We start from the raw sequence: 13,584 nt of genomic DNA, 5'->3' as shown, positions 1-13,584 counted from the left end.
TATATAACAAAGAGCAGTCTAAAACGAAAGGTGCGCGTTTTGGACTGCTCTTTTTTAGCATGTAACTTATTTAACGAGTGCCGCGAGTCAGCATTTCCAACCGGTATACATATTCGAAAATAAATTCGAATGCCTCCAAATGACGCTTCGCTTCAAATGCATTGGCACCCCAAGCGTATATCCCGTGCTTGCGCAGCAGTATGCCGGGAATGTTTTGGACGATTCGCTCAGTGATCTCAGGAACGATAGAAGGGATATGGGCGAAATTCGATACGATCGGAATATCGATATGCGCCTCTTCTTCCCAAATATTAAAGCCTTTGATCAACTCGACACCGTCGACGGGCACTGACTTGCGGTCCCAGAAATATTCGGAAATGACGCTATTAAATACAGTGTGCACATGGAAAATAGCGCCTGCCCCGGTTAGCTTGTATATTTCACAATGGATGAGCGTTTCCGCGGATGGCTTAAGCCGGGTGGTCTCGCATGGCTTGCCGTCTTGGTCAACGAACAAATAGTCCTCCGGTGTATGAACCGTTTTATCTTTGCCGCTGGCAGTAATGGCGAATTGGAACTCATCCGGCTTGTAATCGCCAACGCGTATGGATAGATTGCCGCTTGTTCCCGGGAACAAGCCGCGCGAGGCAAACAGCTCCTTCACGTCGCGCAGCTCAGATAAAGCCCGCTGCTTATCCTCTAATGCGATTTTTTGAAAGCTCATTTCGCAGTCTCCCTTTCGGCATCCATATATTGGATAATATCGTGGAATGTTTCATATTCATGATGCGGCAATCCGAGCTCTTGGCATTTCACGGTCAAGTGGGAACGCGAGAATACAAGATCGGCGAGCTTTGCTCCTTCGAAATCCGTTACGCTGTCGCCGATAATAATCCGCTCGTATTGATCAGCCGGGAAGCGGCGCATAATCGTCGTTTTGCACATGCCGCAATCGTTGCTGCAATGCTCATCGCATGGATTCGGCCACAAAATTTCAATTCGGCCGCCGCTGAAGTCGCTTCCGTTGCAATAGATATGGTCACTGGGTATGCCATACGGTTCGAGAATCGGATATACGAAGAAATCGATGCCGCCGCTCGTTACGTAAAACTCGATTTGCTGTTCTTTGCAGTAGGTCAGAAATGATGCGAAGCCATCGCGAATTCGGGCATTGGAAATGCTGAAATCAACGACCTCCTTCTGCATCGAAGCAGGGAGGAGGCGGAACAATTGCCCGACGCCATCCTTGATCGTGAGCTCCTGTGAAATGGTTTGCTCGGCAATCTTCTCCCAGCCATCCGGGTTAAAGTGTTTAATAATGGCTATGATGTTGTCGTTGACCGTAATCGTCCCGTCAAAATCACAAAACACGATGCGTTTCTTAGCTGTATGATTGTCCGTCATTTATTCTTTAATCCCCCAAGCATCAATTGCTGCTTGAAGCGGTTCATTGCCCGTTTGTGCGGCAGCAGCGCGCAGCGGTACTCCGTTTAAAGCAGCTGTAATCGCTTGACGGAACGCTTGACCGCCCGCAGCCGTTCCCATCGGATGACCGTGGATGCCGCCGCCGGCATTGACGACAACGTCCGTTCCGAAGTCTTTCAAAATAAGCGGTACAAGTCCCGGGTGGATACCTGCGGAAGGAACGGGGAAGCTTGTTTGCAGACCATGCATCGGCGCAAGCAGAGCATCTTTAACCGCTAAGTTTTCTTCCCTGGGCATAACGACTGAGCCGTAAGGCGAAGGGAAGAGCACAAGATCGGCACCGGCGAGACGCATCAGCTTGCCCAACAATAACGAAGCGCTTATTCCGTAGTGTTGCGATGGATACATTGCGCCAGCCATGGCAGGATGAGCAGCTATAGGCACATTGATGGATTTGTCGCTGCTTAATTCGTGCAGAACGTCATAGCCGTATGCAAGCACGTTAAACAAGAGAGCGTTAGCGCCTGCGTCAATGGCTTTGCGGGCATTTGCAGCCAACTGCGACGTTGGGCCGGTCAAATTAACGGCATACAGCAGCTTTTGACCCGTCTCCGCTTGTGCCCGGCGGGCAGCATCCATACACGCCTCAACCCGTTTCTCGAGCGGTGTGAGGGGGTTTTCAAACAAGATTTCATCGTCTTTGATCAGATCGACTCCGCCCAAAGCCTGCTTGTAAAATTGTTCCTGCAAATTAGCAAGATCATGACCGACTACCGATTTGAAAATGCTCATTAGCAGCGGCCGGTCATGGACGCCAAGCAGGTCACGAACGCCGTTCAGTCCGAATTTCGGTCCGGGAAAAGCAGAGACGAATGTATCAGAAACGTCGAGGTCCATAAGCTTGATACGGCCGTCCATCGATAGCTTTCCGAATACAGTGACGAGCAGGGCAGGCAGGTCGCGGCTAAAGTTTATATCTGGATAGGCAATTTGAATATCAGCATAGCGCTCACCAGGAGCTGCGCCAGCAGGTTCGTGAACGTTAACGGATACCACTTTGCCGAGATGCTTTTCCATCTCAGCCTTTTGTGCTTCGGGAAGCTCTGTCCAGCTGCCAACCGTTAATCCGACCGCGATTGAAAGAGCTTTTTTGTTAAAATCGGCCTTATCATCATACGACCGGTAAGTCGCAATACATACTCCGTTCATTCCGAAATGCTCCTTTCAATAGCAGCTCCCAGCTCACCTGCACGTTCTGCTGAGCGATGGACGGCTTTAATAATTGTCTCGGAGAAAAGGTTCTCAGCCATTATTTCGAGCGCGGCTTGCGTCGTTCCGTTAGGCGATGTTACTTTGCGGCGCAGCTCGGAAGGCTCTTCGCCTGTGGCGCGCACCATTTCAGCTGCACCGAGCACGGTTTGCACGACAAGCTCCTTCGCAGCTTCCGGGGGTAAGCCGAGCTGTCCTGCAGCTTCCATCATGGCTTCCATAAAATAATAAACGTAAGCGGGGCCGCTGCCGGATACGCCCGTCACAGCTTGCTGAAGCGGTTCGTCCACGATAGCATTAATACCGACGGAATTAAAAACCGCTTCGGTAAGCAATCTTTGCTGCGGAGTGACTACATCGGAATAGCTGATGCCGGTTGCGCCAAGACCGATCGTGCTCGAGGTATTAGGCATCGTCCGTACGACAGGAATCTGCCCGCCCAGAAGCTGCTCGATCGAGCTGATCGACAATCCTGCTATAACGGAGATAATGAGCTGTTTAGGTGAAATAAAAGGCTTGATTGCGGTCAAAGCTTCTGCAGCATCCTTCGGTTTCATCGCCAAAAAGATAATATCGGCTTCACGTAAGTAAGATTCGTTGCTTGAGCCTTGTACGATCGTTTGAATGCCGTATTTTTCATGAAGCTCGGCAAGCCGCTCTTCATTTTGACGATTGAGCATGGAAATACGTTTCGGTTCGACTAACTTTTCATTAATCAGACCTCTTACGATCGCCTCAGCCATCGAGCCTGCGCCGTAAAAGCATAATTGAAGCGAGGCAATGCCGGTTTGCGTTAATAAGGACATGGCAGGATTCCTCCAAAATATATAATAGGTTTCCGGGCTTTAGGTAACGTTAACCCCGTATTTGACCGTTTCCGAAAATCCGGAATTTGGTTGAAGTCAGGGCAGGCAGTCCCATTGGTCCGCGGGCATGCAGCTTTTGCGTGCTAATCCCGATTTCGGCGCCGAAGCCGAATTCAAAGCCGTCCGTAAAGCGAGTGGAAGCGTTGTGGTATACGGCAGCTGCATCGACCTCTTGAATGAATCGCTCGGCATGCTGAGCATTCTCCGTGACAATACATTCCGAATGCTTCGTGCCGAAGCGGTGAATATGTTCAAGCGCTGCGTCCAAATGCGGTACTATGCGTATGTTCATAATGTAATCACTATACTCCGTGCCATAATCCTCTTCGGTAGCAGGTTTAGCCTCTGCAAGCAGGGCAATCGTCCGTTCGCAGCCCCGCAGCTCAACGCCAGCTTGTATGAAACGCTCCGCAAGCTCAGCCAAATGCCGGTCCGCAAACGTCTCATGAACGAGCAGGGTTTCCATCGAATTGCAGACGGATGGACGCTGTACCTTTGCGTTAAAAGCAATATCAGCCGCCATTTGATAGTTTGCGCCGGCGTCTACATAAGTATGGCAAATGCCGGCTCCGGTTTCAATGACGGGAACCGTCGCATTTTCAACGACGTTCCGTATGAGCGAAGCGCCGCCGCGCGGAATGACGACGTCAAGCAATCCGTTCAGCTTAAGCATTTCGTTAACCGAAGCGCGGTCGGAGTCTTCAATTAGCTGAATCGCATCAGCAGGCATGGCCGTCGCTCCAAGAGCTTTCTTCAAAATCTCAACGATCTTACGGTTCGATTCGATCGCTGCGGAGCCGCCGCGAAGCACGACGCTGTTGCCTGTTTTGAGGCAGAGACCGGCCGCATCTACGGTGACGTTCGGGCGTGCTTCATAGATCATGCCGATAACGCCGAGCGGCACCCGTACTTTTTCAATCTTTAACCCGTTAGGACGGTCGAAATGCTCAAGCAATTGTCCGACTGGATCAGGAAGCTCTACGATTTGGCGCAAGCCTTCCGCGATGGCAGCGACGCGATCGCCGTTCAAGGCAAGCCGGTCGAGCAGAGAAGGGCTCGTGCCCTGCTCCCGTCCGCGCTGCAAATCCAGCTCATTTGCCGATATAATGGCTTGCTGCTCCGTAATAAGCGCATCTGCCATGTGAATAAGTGCTGTATTCTTCTGTTCCGTTGTTAACCGGTTCATGATGGCTGCAGCATCCTGCGCCAGCATCGCTTTTTGTCTCACTTCACTTATCATTTCGTTAAACCTCCTTATTATTTCAACGTAATCCATTCATCGCGGTGAATAACCTCGATACGGGCGACATCGACTCTGCGCCTTACTTCCTCTGTAGTCAGACCGGCCACAGCCTGTATTTGCCAAGCAGCGTAATTAACGACACCGCGGCCGAGCGTTTCACCCTGGCGATTCGCAACTTCGACGACGTCGCCGGGGTGGAATTCACCTTGAATATCTGTTACTCCCGCAGGCAGAAGGCTCTTGCCGCCTTCGAGAAGGGCGCTAACTGCGCCGTCATCAACCGTGATGCGGCCCTGCGGCATGGAGTGAAAGCCAAGCCATTGCTTCTTCATTGGCAAGCTGTGCAGCTTTGTATCGAAATAGGTGCCGCGGCCATTGCCTTCTACAGCGAGCGCAAGGTCGCCTTCCTGCTGCACCTTACCGATAAACGCGTGTACGCCGCCGCGCATAGCGATACGGGCCGCTTCTATTTTGGAGCGCATGCCGCCTGTGCCGACTGAGGATCCTGCACCGCCGGCAAGCTTCATAATATCCTCGGAAATTTGGTCAACGCGTTCGATTTTGACAGCTTGCGGGTTTTTGCGCGGATCCTCCGTATATAAGCCGTCCATATCGGTAATGATAACGAGCTTTGCCGCTTTCGTCATGGCTGCAACAAGGGCAGAGAGGTTGTCATTATCTCCGAATTTCAACACGAGCTCGTCAGTAGCAACGGTATCATTTTCGTTAATGATCGGGATGATCCGCTGCCGCAGCAGTTCTTCAATGGTCATCAGCGCATTTTGGATCCGGCGTCGGTTGGAGAAGTCTGCCCGCGTAAGCAGAATCTGTGCCGCAACGATACCGAAACGGCTGAACGCTTCTTGATAAGCCTGCATGAGCAGCGCTTGGCCGACTGCAGCGGCAGCCTGCTTCTCGTGTACGATCTTAGGCTTAGACGCATAGCCAATTTGGCGAAAGCCGGCGGCAACTGCTCCGGATGTAACGAGCATTACGCCGGAACCGTTTTTATGCAGCGAAGCTAATTCTTCGGCAAAGTATTGAATACGTTCACGGTTTAAGCCGCCTTCTTCTGATGTAAGCGAGCTGCTGCCAATTTTTACGACGATACGTTCCGACATCATTAATCCCATCCTATGTTTGTTTCGTGACAACAAAAAAGACCTCCGTCCATAAAGGACGAAAGTCTTTGCTTCCGCGGTACCACCTTTGTTGATGATCATCACAAGGAGATCATCCAGCTTAAGCCTATAACAGAAGGCGCTGTCCGGTTCATAGCCGGCCGCTCGGAGGTAGGTTCAGCAAGCGGCCTTCGGTAAATTCTCGCAGCCGGTGGAATTTACTCTCTGATCGCGACCCATCATGCTTACTAGTCCCGTCATCACGTTTCATGTTCAATTCCTATAATCATAACATGATCGAAAGCTGCTGTAAAGCAAGGCAAAAGGCATGAATAAGGCTAGAACAAATTAAGTTTACCAATCCGTTCGACAGCTTCCTTTAGCCTTGCTTCATTCGTTAGAAGGCCAAGCCTTACGTAGCCCTCGCCATGTGTGCCGAAGCCTACGCCGGGAGCGACGACGACGTCTGCCTCCTGCAGCAGCAAATCGGCAAACGTTTCTGAGGTATAGCCGGGAGCTACAGGCAGCCAGCAGAAGAAAGAGCCGCCCGGGCGTACCGCATTCCAGCCGATTCGATCGAGTGCGCCGAATAAAGCTTCACGTCTGCTCTCATACATGGCACTCAATTCTGCCACGCAATGCTGCGGTCCGGTCAAGGCTAGCGCCGCTGCTTCTTGAATGCCGCCAAACAGGCTGCAATAGTAATGATCCTGAATCAGGTTAATCAGCTTCACAATTTGAGCGTTACCGATCGCAAAGCCTACGCGCCAGCCAGCCATATTGTACGTTTTGGATAAGGTATAGAACTCAACGCCCACTTCCTTCGCGCCAGGCGTTTGAAGGAAGCTGACCGGCTGATTGCCGTCGAACCCGATTGCGCCGTATGCAAAGTCGCTTGCTACGACGATACCGTGCTTCTCGGCAAATTCGACCGTCTTAGCGTAAAATTCAGCACTGGCTACCGCGCCCGTAGGGTTGTTCGGATAGTTCATGAACATAAGCTTTGCGCGCTGAGCCATTTCCGGACTAATCGCATCGTAATCGGGCAAGTATCCGTTCTGCTCCGTGAGCGGCATAAACGACATTTCGGCTCCAGCCAGGGCGACACCCGACCAGTAATCAGGATAGCCCGGGTCAGGCACGAGACAGACATCGCCTGGATTAAGCAAGCATTGGCTGATTTCCACGAGTCCCGTTTTTCCTCCGAACAATATCGCTACTTCAGTAGTCGGATCAACGTCAACGTTGTAATCTTCCTTGTACCGCTTCGCAACGGCTTCCTTCAGAAAAGGGTAGCCGCTGAAAGGAGGATATTTGTGATACAACGGATTCGCCGCAGCTTCCTGCAGCTTTGCAACAATATGGGGAGGGGTCGGCTGATCCGGATTGCCTTGTCCCAAATTGATAACATCGCGTCCTTTGGCCGTTTGCGCATTCGCTTTGGCGACCAGCTTGGCAAAAAATTGCGTCGGAAGTCCATTCATCCGATCCGCAGGTTTAATAAGGTGTTGACCGATTTGCGTTTCCATACCTTCACACTCCACATGACAAAATCGCTATATTAGGCAATAGCTTTAATGTAGCATGAATGTGTGGATAAGAGAAGCGGACCGCTAGGCAGCAGGCAGGCCGACCTTTTGAATAAACGGTGTAATGTCCGCTTTGAAAAGAAATAAAAACGGCCTGCGTTTCTCATCAAATACGAGCAGAAGCGGCGGTTTGTCCTTGCAGTAAAACAAAAACAGATCGTCGGATATGACCGCAATTTCATCCGTTTTAACCGTTGCCGGCTTTGCGAGCGGCACGCGATAGACATAGCTGCAGCTTTCGTCGCTTGTAATTTGTGGTGCAAGTCCGGTAATCGAGCCGATCCACGAAGCGGCAAAGGATTGAAACTGTGCATCATTCGGAATTGTTTTCACAACTTTACCCGCTGCTACATCAAATATTTGAATAGGTTTAAGCTGTGTTTCGGAAGCGGGAGCGCTTTGTACAGGGTGAGCTGCTGCTCCAGGTGCTTGCGTAAACAAGAAAAGTGAGCAGCACGCTATGAGAATAGCGGTTAAGCGTTTTGGAAGCATATCGGACATTCTCCTTTTTTATCGTAAAGTAGTAAAGGCTTCGTTGTTACGGTTCCCATCTTGACACAGAACCATGAGACGGTATCATTAGGAAAAAAAGGTTTCTCGGGAGGAACGGCAAATGAGTAATATATTGCGGCTTGCGCTGCTGCAAATGCATATAGAAGCAGGAAATCCGGAAGCGAACTTCTCGAAGCTGACAAGCATGTTAGAGGAAGCGGTTAGTCAAGAACAGAAACCGGACGTTATTATGTTTCCGGAAATGTGGAATACAGGTTATGCGTTAACGGAAATTCATACGATTGCCGATCGTGACGGGGCGCGAACGAAAGCTTTCTTGTCTGATTTCAGCAAAAAGCATGGTGTCCACATTATTGGCGGTTCGATAGCGGAGCTTAAATCGGAGAAGGTGCTCAATACGATTTATGCTTTCGATCGCGAAGGAAATGTCGCAGCCGATTATTCGAAAATTCATCTGTTTAGGCTCATGGATGAAGAGAAATATTTGGCTGCAGGCGATAAGCCAGGCAGGCTGGAAATTGAAGGCGCGCAAGCGGGGCTGATGATTTGCTACGATATCCGCTTCCCTGAGCTGGCAAGAAAGCTTGCGCTGGAAGGAGCCAAGCTGCTGTTCGTGCCGGCAGAATGGCCTCACCCGCGTCTTCATCATTGGCGGACGCTGCTTACAGCGCGCGCTATTGAAAATCAAATGTTCGTTATCGCTTGCAACCGTATGGGGACGAGCGGCAGCACCGAATTTTTCGGTCATTCCATCGTGCTGGACCCTTGGGGGGAGACGATTGCGGAAGCGGGCGAAGAAGAAACGATTATTTATGCCGATATCGATTTGTCTTTGGTAGATGCAGTGCGTTCCAAAATTCCCGTTTTCGAAGACCGGAGACCGTCAATATACGAGGCCTAATTAACGGAAGTTACTGATCGTCTTATTCAAGGTCCGGATAAAAGCGTCAGCTGCTTTGGATAAGTACCGCCCTTTGCGGCTGGCGATGACAAGCGTTCTCGTTGGTCTTGGATTTAACGGCAAATAGATGGGAGTAAAATCGGCGCCTTTGGCCCGCGTGAGCATTTGCGGGACGAAGGCGATTCCCATGCCGCCGGCTACGAGCGATTGAATGGTCTCAATGTTGCTGCTCTCGAACACGATTTGCGGCGAAAAGCCTGCCTGCTCGCACAAATCGACGGTGATTTGACGGAAGCCTTGCCCGCGCTTCAACCCTATGAAGGGCTCGTCCTGCAGCTCATGAATTTCAATGGGGCCTTCACGGAGGGTAAGCGGATGCGACGGCGGAACGGCAAGACAAATTTCTTCTTCCATAAAAGGCTCCCATGAAAGCGAGCTGTCGATGAGCGGAAGTGAGAGCAAGCTCAAATCGGTGCCGCCGCTTGCGGTCAGCTGCTCCAGCTTGGCAGTCGTATCTTCCACGAGAACTACCTCGATCTGCGGATATTGAGCTCCGAATACGGGCAATACGAATGGTAAAATGTGCGAACCCGTTATTGGCAGCGTGCCGACGACGAGCCTTCCGCGGCGCATTTGAGCCATATCGTCCATTTCCTGCTTTAATTGCTCGACGGCATCTAGAATAGCTTGCGCTTTGTCCACAAAAACTTGACCGGCTTGCGTCAAATCAACCGAGTTGGTCGTCCGGCGGAAGAGCAGTACGCCGATCTCTTGTTCGAGCTTGGACAATTGCTGGCTGAGCGAAGGCTGGGCGATGTGAAGCTTTTCTGCCGCGCGCGAAAAGTTTTTTTCCAATGCGATTTGAATCACGTAATTTAACTGTCTAAGTTCCATTTGAATATGCTCCTTTATTTATCGAAACTTCCATTATAGCTATTACCTATAGACTTTATAGATATTATATCTTGGATCAATGAAGAAAGAAATGCTATAGTAGGTTCAGTTAAGAAGAGCAGAAGATTTAATGAAACGATGGGGTGAATATAATGACGAAAAAGACAATGTTTGAGAAGATTTGGGACAATCACGTCATTCATCAGGAGGAAGGCAAGCCAAGCGTTATTTACATCGACTTGCAGCTTGTACACGAAGTAACTTCTCCGCAAGCGTTTGAAGGCTTACGCCTATCTGGCCGTAAAGTTCGCCGTCCGGACTTGACGTTTGCAACGATGGATCATAACGTTCCGACGAAGGACCGCTTCAATATTACAGATCCAATCTCGAAGCAGCAAATCGATACGCTTACGCAGAACTGTAAAGATTTTGGCGTAACGCTGTTCGATCTTGACAGCATTGATCAAGGCGTAGTACACGTAATGGGTCCTGAGCTTGGACTTACGCATCCGGGCAAAACGATCGTTTGCGGCGACAGCCACACTTCTACGCACGGTGCATTCGGCGCTTTGGCGTTCGGTATCGGTACGAGTGAGGTTGAGCACGTATTGGCTACTCAATGCTTGCAGCAATCGAAAGCAAAAACGATGGAAGTCCGCTTTAACGGCAAACGCAAACCAGGCGTAACGGCAAAGGACTTGATTCTAGGCGTTATCGCTCAATACGGTACAGATTTCGCTACCGGATATGTAATTGAATATACAGGCGAAGCGATCACCAGCTTGACTATGGAAGAGCGTATGACCGTTTGTAACATGTCGATCGAAGCGGGTGCCCGCGCAGGCCTGATCGCTCCGGATGAAACGACTTTCAATTATTTGCGCGGCCGTGAATACGCGCCGGCTAACTACGATGAAGCGGTTGAAGCTTGGAAACAGCTTACAACAGACGAAGGCGCAGCGTACGATACAGTCGTTCACTTCGACGTTGATGCTCTTATCCCGCAAGTAACTTGGGGAACTAGCCCGGGTATGGGAACAAGTATTACTTCATCCGTTCCATTCCCGGCTGATCTTCCAACGGAAAATGAGCGTAAAGCTGCTGAAGCAGCGCTTGAATATATGGATTTGAAGCCAGGAACGCCAATGACTGAAATCGAAATCGATTATGTGTTCATCGGTTCTTGTACGAACGGCCGTATTGAAGATTTGCGTGCAGCCGCTGAAATTGCAAGAGGCTATAAAGTAAGCGATAGAGTAACAGCTATCGTCGTACCGGGCTCCGGCCGCGTAAAAATTCAAGCTGAAAAAGAAGGTCTCGATAAAATCTTCACTGAAGCTGGCTTTGAATGGCGCGATGCAGGCTGCTCGATGTGTCTGGCCATGAACCCGGACGTGTTGAAACCGGGCGAACGCTGCGCATCGACATCTAACCGTAACTTCGAAGGCCGTCAAGGCCGCGGCGGACGTACGCATCTTGTATCGCCGGCAATGGCTGTTGCTGCAGCTATTAAGGGCCGCTTCACAGACGTACGTGATTGGGAAGTTAAATCCGAAGTGTTGAACTAATTGAACGTGAGAGAGGGGTATATCCGATATGGAACCGTTTAAACAACTTACAGGCATCGTCGCCCCGGTCGACCGGGTCAATGTCGACACTGACGCCATTATTCCTAAACAATTTTTGAAGCGCATTGAGCGCAGCGGCTTTGGCCAATTTCTTTTCTTCGAATGGCGTTTTCACGAAAATGGTGAAGTGAACGTTGATTTCGAACCGAACAAACCGCGTTACGAGGGCGCTTCCGTACTCGTATCCCGTGCGAACTTCGGCTGCGGATCATCCCGTGAGCACGCTCCATGGGCCATTCTAGACTATGGCTACAAAGTTATTATTGCTCCGTCTTATGCGGACATTTTCTATAATAACTGCTTCAAAAACGGCATTCTGCCAGTCAAGCTGAGCGAAGAGCAGGTAGAAGAGATCTTTAAGCGTACAGCTAAGTATGACGGCTACAAGCTGACTGTCGATCTGGAGAACAAACAGCTCTCTGACGAGCATGGTCTTACGATTTCGTTCGAGCTTGACGAGCACCGTCGTCAATTTTTGCTGCAAGGTCTTGATGACATCGGATTGACGCTGCAGCATGAGGATAAAATCACAGCATATGAGCAAAAGCACGCCGCTCGTCTTGGCTAATTAAGGACAATGAAGAGGACATTCCGACCGGGAACGGCGGATTGTCCTCTTTTTTCCTCTAAACGCAACTTTTTCTGACAAGCTGCGTCTATATTTTCGTCTGTAAAAGTCGAATGCGCTCATTCGATGCGGGCAATTTTAGTCATCGGGGTGGGAAATGAGAAAAGTTGTATCCATTATGTTGTTTATGTCGGTTTTTTTCACGATGTTCGCCGCAGTTGGACAAGCTGCAGAGGTCGTCCCCAAACTATATTTGAATGGGCAATTGCTCAAATCTGATGTCAATCCGCAAATCATTGATCAATTTACGGTCGTACCCGTGCGGACCATATCGGAAGGATTGGGCTATCAAATTGAATGGGATAACGCAACCAAAACAGTTACGGTCAACAATGGGACCGATGTCATTCAATTAATTTTGAATGACAGCGTTGCGAAAGTTAATGACCAGTTGGTTCAAATGGATACGGCAGCATCTATTGTGAAAGGCACAACGTTAGTTCCTCTCCGCTTTATTGGCGAGCAGTTCGGCTTGAAGTTCGAGTGGAAAGCCACCGAGAAGGAAGTACATATGTTTGAAGAGCCGGAGGAGCCGGCCGGCTGGATCACGCAAGTTTCTTTTGACGGCGTGAGCAGCTTAACGGTTAACTATGACGGCGTCGTTAAGGCAAATAAACCGATCTATCTCGACAATCCGAAACGAATCGTATTTGACTTTCCGGATACGACGTACTCGGCCAATTTGTCATCGCAGTTTCTGAATGGTCAGGTCGAGACTCCGGTAACGGAAAATCCATTGCTGCAAACCTACCGCTACTCGTTGTTCACGAATGCTCCTTCTGTTGCGCGTCTAGTACTGCTAGTTAGCGAAGATACGGGCTTCGTCATGACGGAAAATGTGGGCGAGATCCGTTTGGATTTAATGCCAACCAGTGAAATCCCTGTTGACCCTGACGCGCCTGTCGAAGAGCCGGAACAGGTTACGCCTCCGGTCACTGAGCCGGCGGATGACGGTATTTTCGAAATCGTTATTGATGCAGGGCATGGCGGCAAGGATCCTGGCGCCACGAGCGTTCTTAAGACTACGGAGAAGCAATTCAATTTAAGCGTCGCACTTAAAATTAAAGCCTTGCTGGATAAGGAAAAGAAATTAAAAGGTCACTTGACACGTTCTGACGATACGTTTATTGAATTAGCCGACCGGGCAAAATTTGCAAACGCATTAAAAGCGGACTTATTTATTTCAATCCATTCAAATGCGATTGATAAGACTTCTGTTTCGGGTACGGAAACGTATTACAGCCGTGCTGACAGCAAGCCATTTGCAGATATTATTCATAAGCACATGCTTGTAGGGACCGGTTTGAAGGATCGCAGCGTTAGGCAGGCGAATTATAAAGTGCTTAGAGAAACGACGATGCCTGCGGTCTTGCTTGAAGCAGGCTATCTCACGAATGCGACTGATGCAAAAGCGTTAGTTTCTGAAGCTGTTCAAAACCGGATTGCCTCAGAGGTTGTAGCGGGCATTAAGGAATATTTAAAAATTAAATAGGAAGCAGGTGTTCAG

13 protein-coding genes are annotated in these 13,584 nt (G+C 49.9%); 4 read left to right on the top strand and 9 right to left on the bottom strand.

What is annotated here, in order from left to right; all coding sequences use genetic code 11:
* Positions 1–70: 70 nt before the first annotated feature.
* From mtnB to DFP97_RS03345, 8 genes are all read right to left on the bottom strand, one after another.
* Positions 71–724, bottom strand: a complete 654-nt coding sequence (gene mtnB / locus DFP97_RS03380; RefSeq protein WP_114378560.1) for a methylthioribulose 1-phosphate dehydratase — start codon at positions 722–724, stop codon at positions 71–73.
* Entirely contained in the window at positions 721–1,404 is a 684-nt protein-coding gene (locus tag DFP97_RS03375; RefSeq protein WP_114378559.1) for a 2-hydroxy-3-keto-5-methylthiopentenyl-1-phosphate phosphatase, read from the bottom strand. The genes mtnB and DFP97_RS03375 overlap by 4 nt, the downstream gene beginning before the upstream one ends.
* On the bottom strand, positions 1,405–2,634 hold the full coding sequence (locus tag DFP97_RS03370) for a 2,3-diketo-5-methylthiopentyl-1-phosphate enolase (RefSeq protein WP_114378558.1): 1,230 nt from the start codon (positions 2,632–2,634) through the stop codon (positions 1,405–1,407).
* Positions 2,631–3,500, bottom strand: a complete 870-nt coding sequence (gene proC, locus DFP97_RS03365; RefSeq protein WP_114378557.1) for a pyrroline-5-carboxylate reductase — start codon at positions 3,498–3,500, stop codon at positions 2,631–2,633. The genes DFP97_RS03370 and proC overlap by 4 nt, the downstream gene beginning before the upstream one ends.
* Positions 3,501–3,549: 49 nt before the next feature.
* Complete coding sequence (locus DFP97_RS03360) at positions 3,550–4,800, bottom strand: glutamate-5-semialdehyde dehydrogenase (protein ID WP_114378556.1); 1,251 nt, start codon at positions 4,798–4,800, stop codon at positions 3,550–3,552.
* A 17-nt stretch (positions 4,801–4,817) separates the two neighbouring features.
* Positions 4,818–5,924 (bottom strand): glutamate 5-kinase, encoded by a 1,107-nt coding sequence (gene proB, locus DFP97_RS03355; protein WP_220271126.1) that lies wholly within the window; start codon positions 5,922–5,924, stop codon positions 4,818–4,820.
* Positions 5,925–6,262: 338 nt separating this feature from the next.
* Complete coding sequence (locus DFP97_RS03350) at positions 6,263–7,453, bottom strand: pyridoxal phosphate-dependent aminotransferase (RefSeq protein WP_114378554.1); 1,191 nt, start codon at positions 7,451–7,453, stop codon at positions 6,263–6,265.
* Between the two features lie 84 nt (positions 7,454–7,537).
* Positions 7,538–8,005, bottom strand: coding sequence for a hypothetical protein (locus tag DFP97_RS03345; RefSeq protein WP_114378553.1), 468 nt, complete (start codon positions 8,003–8,005; stop codon positions 7,538–7,540).
* Positions 8,006–8,126: 121 nt separating this feature from the next.
* Between DFP97_RS03345 and DFP97_RS03340 the strand changes: the two genes are divergently transcribed.
* Positions 8,127–8,927 carry a carbon-nitrogen family hydrolase gene (locus tag DFP97_RS03340; protein ID WP_114378552.1) on the top strand — a complete coding sequence of 267 codons (801 nt, stop codon included), beginning with the start codon at positions 8,127–8,129 and terminating at the stop codon, positions 8,925–8,927.
* Here the strand turns inward: DFP97_RS03340 and DFP97_RS03335 are convergent, their stop codons facing one another.
* A complete protein-coding gene (locus tag DFP97_RS03335) occupies positions 8,928–9,821 on the bottom strand; it encodes a LysR family transcriptional regulator (protein ID WP_114378551.1) in 894 nt (297 codons plus the stop codon). It abuts the gene before it with no gap.
* A 152-nt stretch (positions 9,822–9,973) separates the two neighbouring features.
* On the opposite strand from DFP97_RS03335, the gene leuC reads away from it, so the two are divergent.
* From leuC to DFP97_RS03320, 3 genes are all read left to right on the top strand, one after another.
* Complete coding sequence (leuC, locus tag DFP97_RS03330; protein WP_114378550.1) at positions 9,974–11,389, top strand: 3-isopropylmalate dehydratase large subunit; 1,416 nt, start codon at positions 9,974–9,976, stop codon at positions 11,387–11,389.
* Positions 11,390–11,417: 28 nt separating this feature from the next.
* Positions 11,418–12,017: a 3-isopropylmalate dehydratase small subunit gene (gene leuD / locus DFP97_RS03325; RefSeq protein WP_114378549.1), complete on the top strand. Its 600-nt coding sequence runs from the start codon at positions 11,418–11,420 to the stop codon at positions 12,015–12,017.
* 157 nt (positions 12,018–12,174) lie between these two features.
* Positions 12,175–13,569 (top strand): N-acetylmuramoyl-L-alanine amidase, encoded by a 1,395-nt coding sequence (locus DFP97_RS03320; protein ID WP_114378548.1) that lies wholly within the window; start codon positions 12,175–12,177, stop codon positions 13,567–13,569.
* The last annotated feature ends 15 nt before the right edge of the window (positions 13,570–13,584 follow it).

Origin of the sequence: Paenibacillus prosopidis (assembly GCF_003337375.1) — a bacterium.
Taxonomy (GTDB): Bacteria; Bacillota; Bacilli; order Paenibacillales; family Paenibacillaceae; genus Pristimantibacillus; species Pristimantibacillus prosopidis.
The sequence above is the reverse complement of the archived record's forward strand: the minus strand, read 5'-3'. Positions and strand labels throughout refer to the sequence as shown.

Coding starts and splice junctions, on each gene's coding strand:
- mtnB (WP_114378560.1), bottom strand. CDS start 724: ATGAGCTTTCAAAAAATCGCATTAGAGGATAAGCAGCGGGCTTTATCT.
- DFP97_RS03375 (WP_114378559.1), bottom strand. CDS start 1,404: ATGACGGACAATCATACAGCTAAGAAACGCATCGTGTTTTGTGATTTT.
- DFP97_RS03370 (WP_114378558.1), bottom strand. CDS start 2,634: ATGAACGGAGTATGTATTGCGACTTACCGGTCGTATGATGATAAGGCC.
- proC (WP_114378557.1), bottom strand. CDS start 3,500: ATGTCCTTATTAACGCAAACCGGCATTGCCTCGCTTCAATTATGCTTT.
- DFP97_RS03360 (WP_114378556.1), bottom strand. CDS start 4,800: ATGATAAGTGAAGTGAGACAAAAAGCGATGCTGGCGCAGGATGCTGCA.
- proB (WP_220271126.1), bottom strand. CDS start 5,924: ATGTCGGAACGTATCGTCGTAAAAATTGGCAGCAGCTCGCTTACATCA.
- DFP97_RS03350 (WP_114378554.1), bottom strand. CDS start 7,453: ATGGAAACGCAAATCGGTCAACACCTTATTAAACCTGCGGATCGGATG.
- DFP97_RS03345 (WP_114378553.1), bottom strand. CDS start 8,005: ATGCTTCCAAAACGCTTAACCGCTATTCTCATAGCGTGCTGCTCACTT.
- DFP97_RS03340 (WP_114378552.1), top strand. CDS start 8,127: ATGAGTAATATATTGCGGCTTGCGCTGCTGCAAATGCATATAGAAGCA.
- DFP97_RS03335 (WP_114378551.1), bottom strand. CDS start 9,821: ATGGAACTTAGACAGTTAAATTACGTGATTCAAATCGCATTGGAAAAA.
- leuC (WP_114378550.1), top strand. CDS start 9,974: ATGACGAAAAAGACAATGTTTGAGAAGATTTGGGACAATCACGTCATT.
- leuD (WP_114378549.1), top strand. CDS start 11,418: ATGGAACCGTTTAAACAACTTACAGGCATCGTCGCCCCGGTCGACCGG.
- DFP97_RS03320 (WP_114378548.1), top strand. CDS start 12,175: ATGAGAAAAGTTGTATCCATTATGTTGTTTATGTCGGTTTTTTTCACG.